The sequence below is a fragment of the Bacillus norwichensis genome (assembly GCF_014836955.1).
Taxonomy (GTDB): domain Bacteria; phylum Bacillota; class Bacilli; order Bacillales; family Bacillaceae_C; genus Siminovitchia; species Siminovitchia norwichensis.
Map to the genome: position 1 here is coordinate 1 of NZ_JACSPV010000049.1, position 21,580 is coordinate 21,580.

General features: G+C 41.6%; 24 protein-coding genes, 1 tRNA gene, 1 rRNA gene and 1 riboswitch. Of the genes, 19 read left to right on the top strand and 7 right to left on the bottom strand.

The annotated features are described in order from the left end of the window. The 6 genes from rrf to tsaD all read left to right on the top strand — a co-directional run. A 5S ribosomal RNA gene (rrf, locus tag H9631_RS19000) occupies positions 1–93 on the top strand; the annotation flags it as partial. Between the two features lie 785 nt (positions 94–878). After that, positions 879–952 (top strand) — tRNA-Met (locus H9631_RS19005). 92 nt (positions 953–1,044) lie between these two features. Beyond that, positions 1,045–1,515 carry a tRNA (adenosine(37)-N6)-threonylcarbamoyltransferase complex ATPase subunit type 1 TsaE gene (gene tsaE / locus H9631_RS19010; protein ID WP_191815604.1) on the top strand — a complete coding sequence of 157 codons (471 nt, stop codon included), beginning with the start codon at positions 1,045–1,047 and terminating at the stop codon, positions 1,513–1,515. Further along, positions 1,496–2,200, top strand: coding sequence for a tRNA (adenosine(37)-N6)-threonylcarbamoyltransferase complex dimerization subunit type 1 TsaB (tsaB, locus tag H9631_RS19015; protein ID WP_191815605.1), 705 nt, complete (start codon positions 1,496–1,498; stop codon positions 2,198–2,200). The genes tsaE and tsaB overlap by 20 nt, the downstream gene beginning before the upstream one ends. Further along, entirely contained in the window at positions 2,193–2,663 is a 471-nt protein-coding gene (gene rimI / locus H9631_RS19020; RefSeq protein WP_191815607.1) for a ribosomal protein S18-alanine N-acetyltransferase, read from the top strand. The genes tsaB and rimI overlap by 8 nt, the downstream gene beginning before the upstream one ends. Further along, entirely contained in the window at positions 2,660–3,682 is a 1,023-nt protein-coding gene (gene tsaD / locus H9631_RS19025; protein ID WP_191815608.1) for a tRNA (adenosine(37)-N6)-threonylcarbamoyltransferase complex transferase subunit TsaD, read from the top strand. Before rimI ends, tsaD begins: the two co-directional genes overlap by 4 nt. 496 nt (positions 3,683–4,178) lie before the next feature. Here the strand turns inward: tsaD and H9631_RS19030 are convergent, their stop codons facing one another. Beyond that, on the bottom strand, positions 4,179–6,119 hold the full coding sequence (locus H9631_RS19030; protein WP_191815610.1) for an ABC-F family ATP-binding cassette domain-containing protein: 1,941 nt from the start codon (positions 6,117–6,119) through the stop codon (positions 4,179–4,181). A gap of 349 nt (positions 6,120–6,468) precedes the next feature. Between H9631_RS19030 and moaC the strand changes: the two genes are divergently transcribed. The 13 genes from moaC to ssuE all read left to right on the top strand — a co-directional run bounded on the left by moaC (position 6,469) and on the right by ssuE (position 16,945). Then, positions 6,469–6,954 (top strand): cyclic pyranopterin monophosphate synthase MoaC, encoded by a 486-nt coding sequence (gene moaC, locus H9631_RS19035; RefSeq protein ID WP_191815612.1) that lies wholly within the window; start codon positions 6,469–6,471, stop codon positions 6,952–6,954. A gap of 92 nt (positions 6,955–7,046) precedes the next feature. After that, positions 7,047–7,727, top strand: a complete 681-nt coding sequence (locus tag H9631_RS19040; RefSeq protein WP_191815614.1) for a redox-sensing transcriptional repressor Rex — start codon at positions 7,047–7,049, stop codon at positions 7,725–7,727. 45 nt (positions 7,728–7,772) lie between these two features. Next, positions 7,773–7,952: a twin-arginine translocase TatA/TatE family subunit gene (locus H9631_RS19045; protein ID WP_191815616.1), complete on the top strand. Its 180-nt coding sequence runs from the start codon at positions 7,773–7,775 to the stop codon at positions 7,950–7,952. Positions 7,953–7,965: 13 nt separating this feature from the next. Next, the gene (gene tatC / locus H9631_RS19050; RefSeq protein ID WP_191815618.1) at positions 7,966–8,724 is read left to right on the top strand and encodes a twin-arginine translocase subunit TatC; all 759 of its coding nucleotides are present in this window, start codon (positions 7,966–7,968) and stop codon (positions 8,722–8,724) included. Positions 8,725–9,113: 389 nt separating this feature from the next. Continuing rightward, positions 9,114–9,218, top strand: a riboswitch (SAM riboswitch). A gap of 86 nt (positions 9,219–9,304) precedes the next feature. After that, the gene (locus H9631_RS19055; RefSeq protein ID WP_191815620.1) at positions 9,305–9,469 is read left to right on the top strand and encodes a YezD family protein; all 165 of its coding nucleotides are present in this window, start codon (positions 9,305–9,307) and stop codon (positions 9,467–9,469) included. 109 nt (positions 9,470–9,578) lie between these two features. Further along, positions 9,579–10,589: an LLM class flavin-dependent oxidoreductase gene (locus tag H9631_RS19060; RefSeq protein WP_191815622.1), complete on the top strand. Its 1,011-nt coding sequence runs from the start codon at positions 9,579–9,581 to the stop codon at positions 10,587–10,589. 53 nt (positions 10,590–10,642) lie between these two features. Continuing rightward, positions 10,643–11,185, top strand: coding sequence for a GNAT family N-acetyltransferase (locus H9631_RS19065; RefSeq protein WP_191815624.1), 543 nt, complete (start codon positions 10,643–10,645; stop codon positions 11,183–11,185). Then, on the top strand, positions 11,182–12,021 hold the full coding sequence (locus H9631_RS19070) for a MetQ/NlpA family ABC transporter substrate-binding protein (RefSeq protein WP_191815626.1): 840 nt from the start codon (positions 11,182–11,184) through the stop codon (positions 12,019–12,021). Before H9631_RS19065 ends, H9631_RS19070 begins: the two co-directional genes overlap by 4 nt. Positions 12,022–12,336: 315 nt before the next feature. Next, positions 12,337–13,416: a methionine ABC transporter ATP-binding protein gene (locus tag H9631_RS19075; protein ID WP_191815628.1), complete on the top strand. Its 1,080-nt coding sequence runs from the start codon at positions 12,337–12,339 to the stop codon at positions 13,414–13,416. Then, on the top strand, positions 13,355–14,011 hold the full coding sequence (locus H9631_RS19080) for a methionine ABC transporter permease (protein ID WP_404801758.1): 657 nt from the start codon (positions 13,355–13,357) through the stop codon (positions 14,009–14,011). Before H9631_RS19075 ends, H9631_RS19080 begins: the two co-directional genes overlap by 62 nt. A gap of 27 nt (positions 14,012–14,038) precedes the next feature. Beyond that, positions 14,039–14,881, top strand: coding sequence for a MetQ/NlpA family ABC transporter substrate-binding protein (locus H9631_RS19085; RefSeq protein WP_225221158.1), 843 nt, complete (start codon positions 14,039–14,041; stop codon positions 14,879–14,881). Between the two features lie 16 nt (positions 14,882–14,897). Then, on the top strand, positions 14,898–16,250 hold the full coding sequence (locus H9631_RS19090; protein WP_191815630.1) for an LLM class flavin-dependent oxidoreductase: 1,353 nt from the start codon (positions 14,898–14,900) through the stop codon (positions 16,248–16,250). Between the two features lie 149 nt (positions 16,251–16,399). Continuing rightward, positions 16,400–16,945 (top strand): NADPH-dependent FMN reductase, encoded by a 546-nt coding sequence (gene ssuE / locus H9631_RS19095; protein ID WP_191815632.1) that lies wholly within the window; start codon positions 16,400–16,402, stop codon positions 16,943–16,945. A gap of 79 nt (positions 16,946–17,024) precedes the next feature. On the opposite strand, the gene H9631_RS19100 is transcribed toward ssuE, so the two are convergent. The 6 genes from H9631_RS19100 to H9631_RS19125 form a co-directional block, all read right to left on the bottom strand. Beyond that, positions 17,025–17,222: a YdiK family protein gene (locus H9631_RS19100; protein WP_191815634.1), complete on the bottom strand. Its 198-nt coding sequence runs from the start codon at positions 17,220–17,222 to the stop codon at positions 17,025–17,027. Continuing rightward, positions 17,219–17,962: a CPBP family intramembrane glutamic endopeptidase gene (locus H9631_RS19105; protein ID WP_191815635.1), complete on the bottom strand. Its 744-nt coding sequence runs from the start codon at positions 17,960–17,962 to the stop codon at positions 17,219–17,221. The genes H9631_RS19100 and H9631_RS19105 overlap by 4 nt, the downstream gene beginning before the upstream one ends. An 88-nt stretch (positions 17,963–18,050) precedes the next feature. After that, positions 18,051–18,956: an AEC family transporter gene (locus H9631_RS19110; RefSeq protein ID WP_191815637.1), complete on the bottom strand. Its 906-nt coding sequence runs from the start codon at positions 18,954–18,956 to the stop codon at positions 18,051–18,053. 123 nt (positions 18,957–19,079) lie between these two features. After that, entirely contained in the window at positions 19,080–19,802 is a 723-nt protein-coding gene (locus tag H9631_RS19115) for an amino acid ABC transporter ATP-binding protein (protein WP_191815639.1), read from the bottom strand. Beyond that, positions 19,799–20,530, bottom strand: a complete 732-nt coding sequence (locus H9631_RS19120; protein ID WP_191815658.1) for an amino acid ABC transporter permease — start codon at positions 20,528–20,530, stop codon at positions 19,799–19,801. Before H9631_RS19120 ends, H9631_RS19115 begins: the two co-directional genes overlap by 4 nt. Positions 20,531–20,583: 53 nt before the next feature. Further along, positions 20,584–21,387 (bottom strand): basic amino acid ABC transporter substrate-binding protein, encoded by an 804-nt coding sequence (locus H9631_RS19125; RefSeq protein WP_191815641.1) that lies wholly within the window; start codon positions 21,385–21,387, stop codon positions 20,584–20,586. Positions 21,388–21,580: the final 193 nt, after the last annotated feature.

A 21,580-nucleotide genomic window follows, 5' to 3' on the forward strand; every position in this document is an offset into this window, starting at 1 on the left:
CACACCCGTTCCCATCCCGAACACGGTAGTTAAGCTCTTCAGCGCCGATGGTAGTGAGGGGCTTCCCCTTGTGAGAGTAGGACGTCGCCGGGCAATAAAGAAAACATGGAGTCAATCGGCTTCATGTTTTTTTGTGGAGAAAAGTTTCCCTTTTCAGGCGTTCGCACAATCAAGTGCTGTTTTAGCACGATAACCTCCAATTTCGCACGATAAAACGAAAAATCGCACGATAAACCCGATTTTCGCACGATTCCTCCAGATTTCGCACGATAACCGGTTCGAAGCCAAAAAGATGATCCCAGGGCAAAAGCAACAACCAGTTCGAAGTGAAAAATATGAGCTAAAGGCTAAGAAAAGAAATAATTCATTTCTTTAGAGACCCGTTCGCACAATCAGGAGCTGTTTTCGCACAATCATCTCCAATTTCGCACGATAAAATGAAAAATCGCACGATAAACCTGATTTTCGCACGAATCCCCCAGATTTCGCACAATAACCAGTTCGAAGCCGAAAAGCTTAATCCAGAAACTAAAGCAACAACCAGTTCGAATCCGTTAAGCATAATCCAGGACCAAATCAATAACAGTCGAAAGCGAAAAATATCAGCCTTGACTAAATCAATAACCGCCTTGCAACTCAAGATAGAGCAGCCATAATCTAAAGCTTGGAAGCCGATGCTCATTTCGCATTCCAAAACACGGATTATACACAAATTAAAATCGTGCAACTCATATCGGCATTAGTACCGTTTTTCCCCCTTTAATAACTCGAAACGCTCAAAAGTTACAATAAGAGCGTATTCCCTTAGCAAGTTTCTTGCTTTTCTCAGCCACTTTCATTATAATAATCAAGACAAGCTTAATTTCATCTTTTATCGTCGCGGGGTGGAGCAGTCTGGCAGCTCGTCGGGCTCATAACCCGAAGGTCGCAGGTTCAAATCCTGCCCCCGCAATTACCTTCTTATTTAATAAAATAAACAAAGTTAACCTTAGGGGAGGTAGAGGAGCCTAAGGTTTTTTTGTATAATCAATTAAGGAGTCTTTTATGAAGACGTATGAAATATTCTCAAGTAATTCAGAAGAAACCTCGGAGATTGCTCGCCGATTAGGAAAATTATTGGAACCGTCGGATGTTTTACTTCTTGAGGGTGATCTTGGTGCGGGAAAAACAACTTTTACTAAAGGTTTGGCTTCTGGTCTTGGAATAAAGAGGAATGTAAACAGCCCGACCTTTACAATTATTAAAGAGTATCATGGTCGGATTCCGTTATATCATATGGACGTATATCGTTTGGAGGATTCGTTCGAAGATCTGGGATTTGATGAGTATTTTTATGGTGATGGTGTAACTGTGGTGGAGTGGGCGCAGTTTATTGAAGATCAGCTGCCGCAAAGCCATCTGTCTTTATGCATTTTTCATGTAGACCAGAATTGTAGACGGATTGTTTTTAAACCAACAGGGACAAGGTATGAAGTTTTATGTAAGGAGTTTTTTGATGAAAATCCTGGCAATTGATACTTCCAATGATGTGCTTGGTATTGGTCTTGTAGACGAGACGAAAGTCATTGGTGAATATATAACAAATTTGAAGAAAAATCACAGTATCCGTGTTATGCCTGCCATTGAGCGCCTTCTTGCTGACTGCGAAACAAAACCCTCTGAATTAGATAAAATTGTTGTGGCGGGTGGGCCAGGGTCGTATACGGGCGTCCGGATTGGTGTTACGATTGCGAAAACGATGGCTTGGAGTCTAGGTATTCCACTATCCAGTGTCTCAAGCTTGGCGGTTCTGGCAGCTTCGGGACGGTATTTTCCAGGGGTGATTTCACCTCTTTTTGATGCAAGGCGCGGATTGATTTATACAGGTCTTTATCGGGTTGAAGGACAAGATCCTGTTATGATAAAAGAAGATCAGAACATACCCGCAGTGGAGTGGGCAGAGATATTAAGGGAAACTGGTGAATCTGTTTTATTTGTTGGCAATGATATTGGCATTCACAGTGAGACTTTCCGTTCTACTCTTGGGGAAAAGGCTCATTTTGTCACAGTTGGGGGATTCAATCCCAGGCCAGGTGAGCTTGGTTTGTTGGGGATTAACCGGCCTGAAGAAAATATTCATGCGTTTACTCCAAATTATATCCGGCTAGTAGAAGCTGAGGCTAAATGGCTGGAGAGACAGGGGAAAAGGACCAATGATTGATCGCAGCACGGAAATAATTAGGAATATATCGTTTCGTCTTGCTACATTGGAGGATATTCAAAAGCTCTATCATATAGAGAGTCGTTCATTTTCAGCACCGTGGCCTGAGGAAGCTTTTCATAATGATATTGCCCATAATCGTTTTGCTTCTTATGTGTTTATAGAGGTAAATGGTGTACAAGCAGGTTACTGCGGCGTTTGGCTCATATTGGATGAGGCACACATAACAAACATAGCCATTCTTCCTGAATTTCGTGGACACAAGCTTGGAGAAAAGTTACTGTGCAAAGTAATGAGTTTGGCTAAGGAAGCCGGAGGAAAAACAATGACACTAGAGGTTCGTGTCAGCAATCTAATTGCAAAATCTTTATATAAAAAGCTAGGATTCCAGGAAGGCGGCATTAGAAGAGGTTATTATACTGATAACAAGGAAGATGCGCTGGTTATGTGGGTGAATTTATGAGTAAGAAAGAATTAATTGTATTGGGAATTGAGACAAGCTGTGATGAAACGGCAGCTTCAGTAGTAAAAAATGGAACAGAGATTGTTTCCAATGTGGTCGCATCTCAGATTGAGAGCCACCGTAGATTTGGAGGAGTTGTTCCTGAGCTTGCATCAAGGCATCATGTAGAACAGATTACGATTGTCATTGAGGAAGCTATTAAAGAAGCGAACATCACCTTTGATGATGTTGATGCGATTGCTGTTACAGAAGGACCTGGGTTAGTTGGTGCCCTTCTTGTGGGAGTTAATGCGGCGAAAGCCCTAGCATTTAGTTTGAATAAACCGCTCGTTGGGGTTCACCATATCGCCGGTCACATTTATGCGAACAGGCTGATCAACGACTTTACATTTCCTTTATTGGCGCTTGTCGTTTCAGGCGGTCATACAGAACTGATTTATATGGAAAAAGACGGTGCTTTTCAAGTGATTGGTGAGACGCTAGATGATGCTGCGGGGGAAGCCTATGATAAGGTGGCGCGAACCTTGAATTTGCCTTATCCTGGTGGCCCGCATATTGATAAACTTGCTCAGGAGGGAACTCCTAATATTCAGTTGCCAAGAGCCTGGCTTGAAGAAGGATCTTATGATTTCAGCTTTAGTGGATTAAAATCAGCAGTTATCAACACGTTGCACAATGCGGAACAGCGAGGGGAAAAGATATCCCCAGAGGATTTGGCTGCTAGCTTCCAAGAAAGTGTTATTGAAGTTTTAACGACAAAAACAGTTCGAGCAGCCAAGGAATACGGTGTGAAACAGGTACTTCTTGCTGGTGGAGTCGCGGCCAATAAGGGACTGCGTACTTCCTTGAAGAAAGCTTTCAGCGAGTTAGATGAAGTTGAGCTTATAATTCCACCGCTTTACTTATGCACAGATAATGCTGCAATGATTGGCGCAGCAGGAAGCATGCTGTTTGAGGCTGGAAAAAGGGGCAAGCTTGATATGAATGCGAATCCTGGGTTGGATATAGAGAACTTTTAATTCCATTCAGCAGAAGCCCTCTATTTCTGTAAGTGGTGAGATGAAAGCGTATGGGGTTCCATTCAGTGGGGGTACAAACCCCGTCTGAAAGAAATTCCGGTGGATATCACAGATTTTTAGAGGAATTTTATCGAGCAGGACTCGATAAAATCTGGGCGTATTTGATTAAGGCAGGTGGCTAGGTCCCATCTGCTTTTTATATTTCAAGCCTTGCAGTGATTTTTCTGTATAGATATGCATACTTATGTTTGACTTTTAAGAATTTGTGGAAATGTGAATAATAATTAATGAAAATTAGAAGTTATACATAATTAATCCACAAACCTGTGGGAAATGTGGATTAATCAACAGGTGTTTGTGGATAATGTGGATATGTTTGTTCATAACTGATAAATATTGAGATGAGTTTGTGAGTAAATCTGTGAATAATGAGTCAGGATTTTGGGGTTCTAAGGGTAGATGAGTGAAAAAACAGGCCCGCACACGCAGGGCCCGTTTAAGAATCCATTTCTTCCGAAAGCTCAGTCCATTCTCCCATAAGCTGGTCGACTTCTTCCTTCAGCTTTTCGACTTCCAAATGAATGGCTAGCGATTGTTCATGATCTTCATATATATCAGGTTGGCAGAGTAGCTTTTCTTTTTCCGCTAACTGGGATTCTAGCTGCTCGACGCGTTCTTCGATCTCAGAGATTCTTCGTTTTCGCTGCCTCTCCAGTTTCCTCAGTTCTTTTTCTTGCACATACGAATTTTTATCCACAGTTTTTGAAAGAGTGTTGCTTTTTTCTTCTGTTTGTTCTTGTGCTAATCTTTCAAGCTCGCTCATTTCTTCTTTTTTCTCAAGAAAATAATCATAGTCCCCAAGGTATTCCTCTGTTCCGCTTTCTGAGAGCTCAATAACCTTTGTCGCAATTCTGTTGATAAAATAGCGGTCATGGGAAACGAATAAAATTGTCCCCGGGTAATCCACAAGCGAGTTCTCAAGCACTTCTTTGCTGTCTAAATCCAAATGGTTCGTCGGCTCGTCCAGTATGAGCAGATTGGCCTTCTGAAGCATCAAGATGGCTAAAGCAAGGCGCGCCTTTTCACCGCCGCTTAATGAAGAAACAGTCTTCAATACATCGTCACCACTGAATAAAAAGTTCCCCAATACGGTCCGAATGTCTTTTTCACTAGTCAACGGATAGTGATCCCACAACTCCTGCAGTACCGTTTTGTTGGATGATAAATCAGCCTGTTCCTGATCGTAATAGCCAATCAGGACATTGGATCCGTACTTCATTTCTCCTGATAAAAGCGGCAGTTTTTTAATGATTGTTTTCAACAAAGTGGATTTTCCGATTCCATTAGGTCCCACAAGGGCAATGCTGTCACCGCGTGTGAGCGAAAGTTCAATGTTTTTAGCCAAAGGATTTCCGTCATATCCAACAGTCCCTCCAACAAGTGAAAAAACGTCATTTCCAGTTTGCTTCTCAATTGAAAAAGAGAAATCAGCAGACTTTTCATCACCGGCAGGTCTGTCCATGATTCTCATTCTTTCCAGTTGTTTGCGCCGACTTTGCGCACGCTTAGTTGTTGACGCCCTTGCCAAATTTCGGTGGATAAAATCCTCGAGCTTCGCTATTTCTCCCTGCTGCTTTTCAAAAAGCTTCATATCCCGCTCATATCTTTCAGCTTTCTGCTCTAAATATTTGCTGTAGTTTCCATGAAAAATGGAAATTTCATGTCTAGATAGCTCGTACACTTGTGTTACGATTTGATCTAAAAAATAACGGTCATGTGAAACGAGAAGAAGCGCACCTGGATAATTTTGCAAATATTTTTCAAGCCATGCCATAGTTTCTATATCTAAATGGTTTGTAGGCTCGTCTAAAATGAGAAGATCAGGTTTCGTTAAAAGAAGTTTGGCTAATGCTAAACGTGTTTTCTGTCCGCCGCTAAGTGTCGATATATGAGTATGGTGATCCTTTTCAAAAAATCTGAACCCATGGAGAACAGAGCGGATATCAGATTCATATTGATACCCACCAATTTCTTTGAATTCCTCCTGAAGACGATCATATTCAGATAATAATTTTTCATAGGCACCTTCCAGCTGATAATTGTCAGGATCAGCCATCTTTTGCTCAATGCCGCGAAGTTTTTGTTCCATTTCCCTAACATCATCGAATACACAAAGCATCTCTTCCCATATCGTCAAGTTAGATTCCAAACCCGTATGCTGTGACAAATACCCTATCGTCACATCTTTTGGTTTTATAATCTGACCTGAATCATAGGATAATTCGCCAGCAATGATTTTGAGTAAAGTGGATTTGCCTGCGCCGTTTCTGCCTACAAGCGCAGTCCGATCCCTGTCATGGAGCTCAAGCTTTATGTTTGATAAAATCAGATCGGCACCGAAGTATTTGTCGATCTGCTGTACCTGTAACAATTGCATGATTTTACACCTCTAATCATAGACAGTGTACCATTTTTTCAGTTTTTGACAATCAACAAATTGTCACTAATAAGAAAAGCGCAAGTGTCTCGGTCAGCGCGGGCAGACAGGACGATTCCCGAGGAGGCAGTTCTTCAGCCACCACAGGGAAGCGGCTTGATCCTTGCGGGGCTAGGGCTGGCCCGCCACATTCGGTGACTTCGCTTGCACTAGTACTTCCTGTACGTCGCAGCTCGACAAAGAAAAAGCTTCTTTTCAATAGAATTTTCCATAACAAGTTATACTTTCGTCACTAACTAGAAAAGACAGGCTTGACAAAATAGTGTATGATGGATATGAGGTGTTGAGCTTGAATAAACTGACTCATTTTAATGAACAAGGTAGGGCTCAAATGGTAGATGTAAGCGGAAAACCTGAGACAGTCCGCACAGCCATCGCCCAATCAAGTATTGAAGTAAACAACACGATTTATGAACATATTAACCAAAATAAGGTAAAAAAAGGGGATGTTTTGGCAGTCGCTCAGGTTGCTGGTATTATGGCGGCTAAAAAGACATGGGATATCATTCCGATGTGCCACCCGATTCCTTTGAAAGGTATTAATTTTTCTTTTCAATGGCAGGATGGTGAAGCTGATCAAAAACAGCTTATTATCCAGGCTTCTGTGAAAACAATCGGAAATACCGGTGTCGAAATGGAGGCATTAACAGCCGTTTCTGCTGCAGCGCTGACCGTTTACGATATGTGTAAGGCTATTGACAAAGGAATGGTGATTGGACCAACTTTTTTAATAGAGAAGACAGGTGGGGTATCCAGTAAAGATTATCGTCGCTAGGTTAGTTTTTGGGTTTCTTGCCGGCAGTCTTGGTTAACTGACTGGCATTTCGCATATAAATCATTGGCATCTAGTTCTTGGGGGATTGGATAATGAACGAAGAAACGACAAAAATACCACAGGCAACAGCCAAACGGCTGCCGCTTTACTACAGGTTTTTGAAAAATTTACACGCTTCGGGAAAACAAAGGGTTTCGTCTGCTGAGCTGAGCGAAGCGGTCAAGGTTGACTCCGCCACAATTCGCAGGGATTTTTCTTATTTTGGGGCGCTTGGAAAAAAAGGATATGGGTATAATGTAAACTATCTGCTTACTTTTTTCCGAAAAACGTTGGATCAGGATGAACTTGCAAAAGTTGCTTTAATTGGTGTTGGAAATTTGGGAACGGCTTTTTTACATTATAATTTTTTAAAAAATAATAATACAAAGATTGAAATGGCTTTTGATGTGGATAAAGAAAAGGTCGGAAAAGAAATTTGTGGTGTCAAAATTTATGATATGGATGAATTGGAAGAGAGGCTTAAGCAGGAAGAGATAACGGTTGCAATTTTGACTGTTCCTGCAAGTGCCGCTCAGACAATTACTGACCGAATTAAACAGGCAAATGTGAAAGGGATTTTAAACTTTACACCTGCGCGGCTCAATGTCCCGTCTTCTATTCGAGTCCATCATATTGATTTGGCAGTTGAGCTCCAGTCGCTCATTTATTTCTTAAAAAATTATCCCAATGAGGACACGGAAAATTCACAGGATAAAAAGAAATTAAATGGCTAAATAAATAGGTTTCCGTTAAAATAATAGTATGAGGAGGTGGACCCCATGGGTATAGGTCCAGGAAGTTTTGTTATTATCGCACTTGTAGCTCTATTGATTTTTGGTCCAAAGAAGTTACCGGAACTAGGTAAAGCAGCGGGAAGCACGTTGCGTGAATTCAAGAATGCAACTAAAGGGCTGGCAGACGACGATGAAAAGGAACAGAAGAAAGACTCCGAAAAGTGATAGGATGAACGACATGAATCAGAAGGATATGACGATTCTTGATCATATAGAAGAATTAAGAAAACGGCTGATGATTATAGTCGTTTTCTTTGTGCTGGCGGTTGTTGTCAGCTTTTTTTTATCACAGCCACTTATTAAATGGCTTCAACATGCAAGTGTTGCACAAGAGATAACAATGAATGCCTTTCGGGTGACCGATCCGTTTAAGGTGTTCATGCAAATGGCGTTTGTGCTGGCATTTATTATAACTTCGCCGGTTATTTTATATCAGGTGTGGGCGTTTATCAGCCCTGGATTATTGGAGAAGGAACGGAGAGTGACGCTTGGTTATATTCCTGTTTCCGTCACTTTATTTTTAGCGGGAGTCCTGTTTTCATACTTTGTTCTTTTTCCGTTTGTAATTCGCTTCATGATGAGCTTATCGGGGAATATGGAGATCCAGACAACAATTGGAATCAATGAGTATTTCCATTTTTTATTTCAGATCACCATCCCATTTGGTGTGCTTTTTCAATTACCTGTTGTCATGTTATTCTTGACGCGGCTCGGAATTGTAACGCCGGCTTTATTGAAGAAAATCCGTAAATATGCATATTTTGTTTTAATCGTGGTAGCGGCATTTATTACCCCGCCGGATGTCATCTCGCATATGATGGTGACTGTGCCTTTGCTTCTTCTTTATGAAATTAGTATATGGATTTCAAAAATAGGCTACAAAAAGGCGCAGGCTGCGGAAGCGGAGCATGAGCGTACATTAACTGAACAGCAATAACAATACAGGCATCTTACAGTCGTAGGGTGCTTTTTTGATGTTTAAGAAATTATAAAATTCTAAGGAGTGAATAATATATTTATTGCACAATGCCACGTCCAGCAACAGCGCCTATCGAGTAGACTCGCTTACAAAGTTAACACCGGAAAGCTAAGCCCCAAGCCATGCGGAAGCAGTGCTCCTGCGGCACAACATTTTTAGCGATTCAATTGACATGAGCAGTTTTACTGTGGTGACTGAGGAACTCCCACATCAAAATTCATCTTAAGGCGCACGTCTTTCACTTTTCTTAATGAATTTAAAATTTCTTCTTGACAGATTATTTGGCATAGGATACGATGTAGTCACATGAATTCCAAGATGTAAAAAATTGCTAATTAAATAAATTTTTCTTATCCAGAGAGGTGGAGGGACTGGCCCTTTGAAGCCTCGGCAGCAGACCACATTGGTACTGTGCCAATTCCAGCAAGCTTGAAAAGCTTGAAAGATAAGAAGAGAACATTGAATTTTACGGCAAAACCTCTTCTTATTTGTATTTTAAGAAGAGGTTTTTATTTTTGGGGCTTAGGAGGGGAGTATGTTGGCAAAAGTAGATGAAAATGCTGTGAATGACATCGTTTCTGCTTTGAGCAAGCTTGAGTACGGATCATTAGTGATTACCGTTCATGATGGAGAAGTGACACAGATCGATACGACAGAGAAAAAGCGTTATAAAATGGAAGCAAAGAAAAGGAAGGCACAATGATGGAAAAAAATAAATATGTTTGCCGATTAGACAACTAAAGGCATCTTTCTATTCAACGCGAATGGAAGGATGCTTTTTTTCTAAAAAAGACAGGGAGGTAAGAGAGATAATGGGTTATAAGCTTGGAATACTTGATCAAAGTCCTGTTTTTCCAGGGAGAAATACATTTGATGCATTACAGCAAACCATCCATCTTGCTCGTAAAGCAGAGGAGTGGGGATATTCACGTTTTTGGGTGGCTGAGCATCATCATATGGAGGATGTTGCGGGCTCTTCACCGGAAGTGCTCATATCACATTTACTTGCCCGAACAAAGTATATCCGGATTGGGGCAGGAGGAATCATGCTACAGCACTACAGTCCTTATAAGGTGGTGGAAAATTTCCACGTATTATCAGCCCTTTCACCAGGCAGGGTTGATCTAGGGGTTGGTCCTTCACCTGGTGGACTGCCTTTAGCAACAAAAGCTTTGCAATATGGAACCGAAAATGATGGAACAGATTTTGCGGATCGTCTAACATTTGTCAAAGCGCTTGTGGATGATACAGTTGAGGAGCACCATCCACTTGCGGGAATACAGGCTTTGCCTAGACCGCCTATCAAGCCGGGGGTTTTCCTCCTGGGGGGCAGTGCAACCAGTGCAAGGCTTGCGGCAGAATTGGGCTTGCATTTTGTATTCGCCAATTTCTTAGTCAGCAATGAAAAAGTATTAGCTCAAGCGGCCAAAATATATCATGAAAATTATCCGCAGGGAACCTTCATAGCAGCCGTTGCTGTTCTGGCAGCGCCAGATCAAAAAACAGCGGAAGAACTGGCAAATGAACATGGATTATATGAAATCCATCTGAACAGCGGCCAAACTTTGAAAGTCCAATCGCTCCGACAGGTCACAGCCTATAAAAAACAGGCAACTGAACCATTTGAAATAAAGGAGATCAAAGCAGATATAATAGCGGGAACTGCAAGTACAGTTAAAGCCGCACTCGCTCGACTTCATGAAAGATATCATATCGATGAATTTATTCTTCACACCCCCATCAGAAAGGAAAGGGAACGGCTTCGATCGTTTGAACTGTTAAGTCCTGTGCCTGCCGAAGAGAGAATCATAGAGCGGGCATAGTAAAATTCAAAACCTAAATCAGACTATTTTCATGTGAATAATAGGAGGTAGTGATGACTTGTCTAATGAATCGGTCAATTCTTGTTAAGGAAATGGAGGAAAAGGACAAAGAGATGGTACGTAGGGTGCTGGTTGATAGTTATCAACAGTTTGAAGCTGTATTTGATCCGGAGCGGTGGACGGACTATTTGAAGGAACTGATTTCCTCCATTGATCACCCAAATATTGATAAGCTTTTGATCGCCAAACGGGATAAGGAGATACTTGGCAGTTTGCAGCTGTTTCCGTCAGCCGAAAAAGCTTACATGAAATGGGATGTTCAAATTGATGCTCCCATTATTCGTTTCTTGGGCGTCCATCCCCAGGCAAGAGGACTAGGAGTAGGAAGAAAGCTTTTAAAAGCGGCCATATCTTACCTTGAAACTCAAAGGGCAACCAGTGTATTTTTGCACACGACTGATACGATGGAACAGGCCATCAGATTATATGAAGGTTTTGGTTTCATCCGTGATCTGTCCAAGGAAATTTATACAGATGATCGGTTGATCAAGTGTTACAGATTTGATCTGAACAAAAAAACGGGGGATAGAAAATGAATTTTAAACAGGGACTATTCATATTGTTGGCGGCTTGTGGATTACTATTTGTGACTGGTTGCGGCGTTCAAAAGGAAACTTCAGCAAAAGATCCTGATAAAGAAGCAAAAGAGAACGATGTAACGCTGAAAATAGCAGCTTCGTCTACACCACATGCTGAAATCCTTGAATTTATCGGGCCTGATTTGGAAAAAGAAGGAATTAAATTGGATATTTCAATCGTTTCTGACGGTATTCAAACAAACCAGCAAACAGCAGATGGAGAGTTGGATGCGAACTTCTTCCAACACACGCCATACCTTGAGCAGGTGAATAAAGACAGCGGACTGGATCTTGTTAATGTGAAAGGAATCCATATCGAACCATTTGGCATTTATTCGAAGAAAATTGACTCAATCAAGGATTTGTCAAAGGGTGCGAAAATAGCATTGCCGAAGGATCCAGTAAATTTCTCCCGAGCGTTGGAGCTCTTGGCAACTAATGACGTGATTGAGCTTGATAAGTCTAAATCAGGGGATTATGTGCTTGCTGATATTGTGAAAAATGAAAAAAAGCTGAAGTTTATACCAGTTGATAGTGCAGTTTTAGTTCATTCTCTTGATGATGTAGAAGCATCTGCAATTAATACGAACTATGCTTTGGAAGGCGGTTTTCAACCTCTTGAGGATTCATTGATTATTGAAGGAAACGAATCTCCTTATGTCAATATTTTAGTTTCACGGAAAGATAATCAGAACGATGAAGCTATTAAGAAGCTTGCTGAAGCTCTGACAACAGAAAAAGTGAAGGAATTTATTTTAGATAAATATAAAGGAGCAGTGGTACCTGCTTTTTAATGTGAACCGGAGAGCGACGCAAGATAAAGGAAATATAGCGAAGCTACTAAAAAGCCGATGTTGACATATCGTAGGGAGGATAAGGAAGTCTACTAGTCGCAGGAGCTCGGATCTGGAAAATAAAAAAAAATTAGATGTTTCAGTATGTGGTCTAGGTGTGTAGGGACAGAAGTTATGCCCTGATCCAAGCAAACGTGAAGGAATCACCAAACAGCAGGATGAGACTGTCTAGTGAGGGGCAGAGAGATCGGGTTAAATTGTGACCGAGAAACTGCCAACTTTGCGCTTTTCATACAGAATGGGAGGAGATTTTCCATGATTGAATTCCGCCAGGTCTCAAAAGTGTTCAGAAGTGGAGCAAAAGAGATCGAGGCACTAAAGGATGTAAATTTGACGGTGGAAAAGGGAGATATCTTTGGAGTAATTGGCTTTAGTGGTGCCGGAAAAAGCACATTGATCCGAACGGTCAATCTACTGGAATATCCTACTTCGGGTGAAGTAATTGTGGAAGGAAAAAGCTTGGTAAAAATGTCGGAGAAGGAACTGCGGAAGGCTAAAAAGAATATTGGGATGATTTTCCAACATTTTAATTTGCTTCATTCCAAGAGTGTTTTTGAGAATGTCGCTATGCCATTAATTCTTAGTAGGAGAAAGAAAAAGGAGATAGAGAAACGTGTCCATGAAGTTCTCCGATTTGTCGGGCTGGAAGATAAGGCGCAAAATTATCCCGGCCAACTATCAGGAGGACAAAAGCAGAGAGTGGGGATTGCGCGGGCACTTGTGACGAATCCCTCTATTCTGTTATGCGATGAAGCCACTTCGGCCTTGGACCCACAAACAACGCGTTCTATTTTGGATTTGTTGAAGCGAGTGAACGAAGAATATAAGATCACGATTTTAATCATTACACATGAAATGGAAGTCATTAAAGAAATTTGCAACAGGGTGGCGGTTATGGAAAACGGCCGAATCATTGAAAGCGGATCGACATTTGATATTTTTGCTCATCCCAAAACTGAGACGACGCGTAACTTCGTCCGGACTGTTGTCCAAGATGAGGTTCCAGAAAGTGTCTATCCTTTTTCAAAATCTAATGAACAGCCTGGTCGAATTTTTAAAATGAATTTTATCGGATTCAGTTCAGGGCAGCCTATCATATCCAGAACGGCAAAAAGCTATGATGTGGAAATCAATGTATTATTCGGAAACATTTCGGAGTTGCAAGGAATTCCGATTGGTCACTTGATCGTGGAATTGATAGGAAAGGATTATGAAATTGAACGTGCGTTGCAATTCATCACCACGCAAAATATCGAAGTGAAGGAGGTTCTGGATGATGGAAGTCAGCACAGAGTTAATTTTGAACGCCTTGCGGGAAACGCTCTACATGGTTAGTATCTCGTTATTTTTCGGGGGCATTCTCGGGATATTCCTTGGCGTTTTGCTGGTCGTGACAAGGAAAGGGCACATATTGGAAAATCGCTGGGTTTTTTCCATAGTGAATCCGATTGTCAATACGTTCCGCTCGATTCCATTTATCATTTTACTCGTCGCTATCATTCCGTTCACTAGGCTTATCGTCGGGACGTCAATTGGAACGACAGCTGCGATTGTGCCACTTGTCCTTCATATCGGCCCATACTTCTCCAGGCTCGTGGAAAATTCATTACTTGAAGTGGATGAGGGGATTATTGAAGCGGCAAAGGCGATGGGAGCCTCTCCATTTCAAATCATACGCCGGTTCTTATTTCCGGAGGCCTTCGCCTCTTTAATATTGAGCTTAACTACTGTAACGATTGGATTGATCGGTGCTACAGCGATGGCGGGTGCTGTAGGAGGCGGTGGTCTTGGTGATGTGGCGATAACCTACGGTTATCAGCGGTTTAGTACAATTACGATTTTTGTGACAGTTGTGATCCTTGTTTTGCTTGTACAAGGGATTCAAAGTATAGGGAATTTCCTGGAAAGGAAAATTAGAAGAGCGGATTAATGCGGGGGACAACAGAGAGGGGCATGAATGGTGAAAAAATGGTTGATATCCATATTGATTCTTGGAATGCTTTTGACAGGATGCTCTAACAATACAACGAAGGCAGAAAAAGAAACAGTAAAAGTTGGGATTAGGAGTAATCATACAAGGGTTTGGGATTATTTGAAGGAGGAAGCCAAGAAGGAAGGTATTAATATCGAGGTAGTCAATTTTTCCTCGGCAGTTGATCCGAACCAAGCGTTAGCAGAAGGGGATATCGATCTCAACTCTTTTCAGCATGTGGCTTATTTAGATGCTTTTATTGAGAATACGGAATCCGATCTTGTTCCGATTGGAACGACAATCATTGCGCCACTCGGTTTATATTCCATAAAATACGATTCCTTGGACGAACTTCCGGATGGAGCTCAAATAGCGGTGCCAAATGATGCATCCAATTGGGGCAGAGCATTGTTATTGCTGCAAGAAGCTGGGCTGTTAAAAGTGGTGGATGATTTTGATGGTAATGGCGGAGAAGACAAAATCAAAGAGAATCCGAAAAATATTGATATTGTTCCTGTGGATGGGGCAAGTGCTCCACGGGTGATGGAAGATACGGATGCTTCTATTATTAATAATGGCGTTTCAATGGAGGCAGGTCTTTCTTTAGCTGATGCACTCATCCATGAAAGTAAAACAGCAAAACCATACATTAACATTATTGCGGCAAGGAGTGAAGATAAAGATAACGAAATTTTCAAGAAAATCGTTGGTCTTTATCAATCGGAAAAGACCGCAGAATTCATTGAAGAGGAATACAAAGGAAATTACTTGCCAACATTTATTTCGCTTGATGAGCTGAGTACTTATAAAGAGACATACTCCAACTGATAAGGAGAGATTTTAAATGGCACGGAAAAGACAAATCAAGCTGGCAGCATATTTGATCGGATCAGGCATGCATTTCACTGCATGGAGACACCCGCAATCGAGTCCGGATGCAAGCATTGATGTGAAAGCTCTGCAGAAATTAGCCCAAATTGCGGAAAAAGGGAAGTTTGATCTCGCCTTCATTGCCGACAGCTTGGCGATTAATCATGAGTCGCATCCACATATCTTAAATCGTTTTGATCCTATTGTGTTAATTACCGCGTTGGCCGCGACAACCGAAAAAATCGGGCTGGGTGCGACAGCTTCGACGACATATAGCGAACCTTATACGCTAGCACGTCAATTTGCATCAGTCGATCATATTAGCGGCGGGAGGGCTGGCTGGAATGTTGTCACGACTGCAGACGCCACAGGAGAAACAGTTCTAAATTTTAGCAAAAAGAAACATTGGGAACATGATCATCGCTATGAAAGAGCTGAAGAATTCATTGATGTAGTTCAAGGGCTTTGGGATTCATGGGAAGATGATGCGTTCATTTATGACAAGGAAAGCGGGCAATTCTATCATCCGAAGAAAGTACATGAGCTTCGTTATGAAGGAGAATATTTTCAGGTAAAAGGTCCATTGAATATTGCACGGTCGAGGCAAGGGCAGCCAGTGATTATTCAAGCTGGGGCCTCTGTTCCAGGACAGCGGTTGGCGGCCCGCACAGCGGAAGTTGTTTTTACTCATTGGGATGATATTGAAGAGGCTAAACAGTTTTATCAAAAACTGAAGTCACAACTTAAGGAATTTGATAGAGAAGAAGATGAGCTTCACATTCTTCATGGCATCTCTCCAATTGTCGGGGAAACGGAAGAAGAAGCCATTCGAAAATATAATGAGCTTCAACAGCTAGTTGATCCTTATGAAAGTTTAAGGTTTGTTTCGGGATATATGGGAAATGTGAATTTTTCCAAATATACACTAGATACTCCCGCACGAGAAGTAGAGTTTCCAAAGGTGAACAGTATTCAAAGCCAGTTTAATGAAATGAAGAAAATAATTGATCAAGAGAATTTGAAAGTCGGAGATTTATATACGAGATTTTTTGGAGCGGCAAAACGCGATGGTTTTATCGGGACACCTCTGCAGGTAGCTGATGAAATAGAAAAATGGTTCACAGAAAAAGCGGCAGATGGATTCATGATCCAATTTCCGCTTTTGCCGAGAGATTTGGATGATTTCGTAACGCATGTTATTCCAATTTTACAGGAGAGAGGGTTGTTTCGCCTGGATTACGAGGGAGACACCCTTCGTGAACATCTCGGTTTACAGGTTCCAGAAAATCGTTTTGCATCAAAAGAAAAGCAGCTCAACAGGATTTAATTCCATTCAGCAGAAGTCTCCCACTTTTGTAAGTGATGAGATGAATGCATACTAGTATTCCATTCAGTGGGGGTTAAAGCCTCGGGGGGATGTCATAGATTTTTGGGCGCAAATAAGCCAAGGCGTATTTGATAAGGAGAGGGAATGAAATGAGTCATATTGTAATTTTGTCGGGAAGTCCATCAGCATTTTCAAGATCCGATAAAGTATTGAAGTATTTAGGAGAATTGCTAGAGAAGGAGCGTTTTTCCATACAGTATATATCAGTCAAAGATGTACCGCCAGAGGATTTGATCTATGGCAAATTTGACAGCCCGGTCATTGAAAGAATTTCTAATGACATTCAAGGAGCAGCTGGTGTCATTATCGGATCACCGGTTTATAAAGCAGCGTATTCAGGTGCTTTGAAGACATTGATTGATGTCCTCCCACAAGATGCGTTTAAGAATAAACCCGTTTTTCCACTGATGACAGGAGGTAGCCCGGCACATTTATTGGCAGTTGAATTTTCGCTGAAACCGCTCATTGCTTCTTTAAAAGGGTATAGTTTACAGGGGCTTTATGTATTGGATAGCCAAATAGATAAGAGATTGGAAGGAAGCCCGTTTCTTGATGATGAGATTTTATCCAGGACCAAAAAGCGGCTTCATGAATTTATCAGCGCTATTAATAATGATCGGCTAGTAGCTATTTGAAGGTATTGAGGGCGCAAAGTGCTGTCGATGAAAAAAATCAGGTGAAAGGAAACCGAGAGAGGTTGTCCTTCACCTGATTTTATTTTTTTTGTCCATTTTTTAAGCGGAAGTGGAGAGAGATCATTCGAAAGCCTGCCCCAAAATCGAAGGTGGCTAAAACGATCAGTAAGTATACCATGAAACCCCATTCGTTCAACTTTACTTGTTGAACGGCGAAAAAAGTGAATACGACTCCAAGCGTGATATAGATCAAGCCGGAAAATAACGGCGACCTCATAAAAAGAAACCTCCCATCCACTGCAACAAGTGTATAAAGCTTTGAATATTTTTTTCCATATCTTCCGGGATGAACCGCTGTGCCACAACGACAAGTGTGTTCATCATGACATGAGCGATAATTGGAACGATAATCCTTTTAGTTTGTACATATAAAAAAGCGAAGACAAATCCCATTGCTGTATACAATATCAAGTGGATTGGCTCCATATGTGCAAAAGCAAAGATGATAGAGCTGATGACTGCCGCCATCCCAAATGGCAGTCGGTTGTAGAGCGTCCCGAAGATGACTTTTCTAAAAACGATTTCTTCCAGGATTGGCCCGATAATGGAGCTGATCAGAACAATTGCAGGAAAGAGATCAATCAAATTTAAAATTTCCTGAGTATTTTCTGACCCCGGTTTTACTCCAATCATCTGTTCAATGCTTGCTGCGATGACTTGTGCAAAAAAGGCCATGAAAATCCCGCCTGCAGCCCAAACAAGAGACAGACCTAATGAAAGGGGAGCAGCCTGTTCAAGTTTATTGTGTTTTTCACTTTTCCGGAGAAGAAACAATACGATGGCTAGTCCGACCAAAAAACTAAAAACAAGCCAATAACCTGTCGCTTGGATCTCCGCATCTTTAGGAGAAAGGTTGAATCCTTTTATTCCGATCGCATAAAAAAGCGGCATGCCGATCAAGCCGGATAGCTGCATAGCAATATAGGTCATGACAATCAAGATATATCTTCTATTCATAAAGTTAAGTCCCTTTCACCGATATGAAAACCGCAAATTCCATTTTACTAATAAATACTTAGGGATTCAAACCGGGAGCCTTCGAGGCTCATACTCCTACAAGGAATAGCACATATGGAATCGTCAGCAAACTGACAATCGTTGTGATGAATGTTGTAAATGAAACCAGATCAGGCTCCGTATCAAATTGAATGGCCAGCAGAGTCGTATTGGCTGCGGCTGGCATAGACGCTTGGATGAAAAGTACGGCTTTGATCAAATCATTCATGGGCAAGAAATATAAAATAAGAAGGGCAAGCAGCGGTGACACAATCATACGGATGCCAACAGTAGCTGAGACGTACCTATAGGCGACCCTCTTTCTTTGTATGGCAGCCAGCTGCATCCCAAGTACAAGCATGACCGTCGGAATGGAGGCGTCTGCAACGAGTTCGACGGCATTCATCAGGGTATCCGGCAGATGAATAGAAAGAAGCTGTAAAGCAAGACCAAGGATAGCTCCATAAATGACAGGCATCTTCACCACTTGCATGACAGCATCCCGGATAGACGCATTTTCCTTTCCACCAATCGACGCCACTAGGATTCCAATCGAGTTCATCAAAAATGACTGAAAAACCATCATGATGACTGCATAATCGAAGGCAACTACCCCGAGAGCAAACAGGACGACAGGTGCGCCATAGTTTCCGCTGTTCATAAACGCTCCGCCCAGAATCATTGCCGAGAGCTTCGGTCTGTCCGCTCGCATGATCAAGCCAGTTATCCAAGTGACTACAATCAGAATGAACGATAAAAGACAACAGAATAGAAAGATATAAATATAGTCCATCGTGACTTCATTTGTATAAAAAGTACGGAAGGCGAGAAATGGCGACATCAAATAAAGCGCCACTTTCGAAATAGATTTTATATCAAATCCAATGAGCTTTTGTCCAAGCCAGCCTGCAAAAAATATTAAAAAAACAGGTAATACGATTAAAAACAAATCCACGTGGCGTTCATCTCCATTTGCGTATCTTACTCTATCATACCAAATAGAGACCCAGCAGATGGCCTGAGAGTATAAAAAAATCCAAGCCATCCAGTAAGAGATGGTTTGGATTTTGGTAGAATACTATAAAACTTTACTCAAAAAGGCCTTTGTCCTCTCATTGTTAGGTGAGCCAAAAATCTGTTCAGGAGGTCCTTCTTCAACAAGAAACCCCTGGTCTATGAACAATACGCGGTCTCCCATTTCCCTCGCAAACCCCATTTCATGCGTTACAACAACCATGGTCATTCCATCCATTGCCAATTGTTTCATGACATCAAGGACTTCTTTGACCATCTCAGGGTCAAGGGCGGAGGTGGGTTCGTCAAACAGCATGACTTTTGGTCTCATCGCCAACGCTCTGGCAATGGCGACTCTTTGCATCTGACCTCCTGATAATTGTTCGGGATAGGCATTTGCTTTGTCTTCAAGTCCTACCTTTTGAAGCAAGTGGTGTGCCAGTTCCTCGGCGTCACGACGAGCCATTTTCCTAATTTTAATTGGAGAAATTGTGATGTTGTCAAGCACAGTCATATGAGGGAAGAGATTGAACTGCTGAAAAACCATTCCCACTTCTTTCCTAATTTCGTTTATATCAGTTTTGGAATCGTTTATTTTGACACCATCAATATAAATGGAACCATCTGTGATCTCTTCCAATAGGTTAATACAGCGAAGGAAGGTGCTTTTTCCCGATCCGCTCGGTCCGATGACACAGATGACTTCTTTTTCATTTACTTCGTAATCGATCCCTTTTAAGACTTGCAGTTGTCCGAACGATTTATGAAGCCCTTGAATTTTAATCATTTGTTCACCTCTATTGCTGAGCGGCCGAATGTGAATATTCGTCTCCTTTGCCGCGGAATGTAGCTATTGCTGAAACGTTTTTCCACATAGGTTATCACTTTTGTAAATAACCAGGTGAGGACTAAGTATAAGATGGCAACTGTTATATAGGGCTCCCAGAATCTGGCGTAAGCTCCAGCGACAACTTTACCCGCGTAGAGTAGATCGTTTGCTGCAATAACAGTGACGAGAGATGAGTCTTTCAATAATGCGATTAATTCGTTCCCAAGAGGAGGGACCATCCGCCGGAACGCTTGCGGAAGAATGATATGTTTCATAGCAACGTTTCTTGGCATACCAAGTGATCTAGCAGCTTCCATCTGTCCTTTTTCGATCGATTGGATTCCTGCCCGGATGATCTCCGCATTATAGGCTCCACAGTTAAGTGCAAGAGCAATCGCTCCAGATACAAAATATCCAAGGGAGTGTCCAAATACGGACGGGATAAGAGCTAAGTGGATAAGCAGGATCTGCACCAAAAGCGGTGTTCCACGGAAAAAGTCTACATAGTATTTACAAGGATAATAGATCCATTTTCTTTTTGAAAGCTTGCCTATTCCAATAAACAAGCCTAAAATGATTCCGCTTACATATCCGACCGCGGTGAGTGCCAGGGTAATCCACAATCCCCGGATAAACAACTCCTTGTAGCTCCAAATCATATCAAGACGAATATCTAGAAAATCTATTGTAACCACCTCCAGATTGAGTAGACGATGTTCATAGACTAAGGAGTGACTTCTTACTCAACATCAAAGCCGGCGATTTCTTTCAACTTTCCATTCTCTTTGATTTTTTGAATACCTTCATTTAGTATGTCAACAATTTCAGAGTTTCCTTTTTTGACCATTAAGCCGTAGTATTCTTTTTCGGCACTGTCATCTTCAATGATTTCAACTTCCACGTTCGGATTATTTTTAATGTACTCGTTAACTGTGGAGTTGTCTCCAACAGATGCGTCCGCATTTCCATTAAGTAACTCCTCAATAGCAAGCGGCATTGTTTCGGCTGCTATGATTTTAGAGCTTGTCTTGCTTTGAATTTCTTTCATCATTGTATGGCCGGTTGTGTTAATTTGAACGGAAGCTTTCTTATCTTTCAAATCTTGGAATGATTTAATATCCGATCCTTTTTTTACAAGAATAACCTGGTTAGCGATGTAGTATGGTTCGGAAAAATCAAAGGTTTCCTGGCGCTCTTTTGTGATGGTAATAGAAGAAACTGCGAAGTCCACTTCTCCGTTCTCTACTGCAGGAAAAAGCGGCTCCCAGCCGATATTCTTAAATTCAACTTCAACACCAGCTTCTTCCGCAATCGCTTTCACAATATCGATGTCAATACCAACAATATTTCCGCTACTATCCATATACTCCATTGGTGCATATGTAGCATCTGTTCCGACAACAAGTTTTTTCTTGCCATCGCTACTGCCGTCACTGCCACTCGCAGGTTCCGCATCGTCTGTACCTTTTCCGCAGCCAAGTAATAGGACAGTCAATCCCAGTAAGAGAAACCCCAGTGACCAAAAGCGTGATACCTTTTTCATAATGTTTTTCCCCCTTGTTATTTTCTATATCATTCTGAGGTCGGAGATTTTTCTGTTACTTCTGATGATTAACACAATTATAAGCGAATTTATAGGGTGAATCAATACGACAATTATTTTTGAAAAACGTGTTCTAGAGCGTAATCAACGCTTTAACGCGTTATCGTGGCGGGGGTCAGACCCCTGTTGTTTG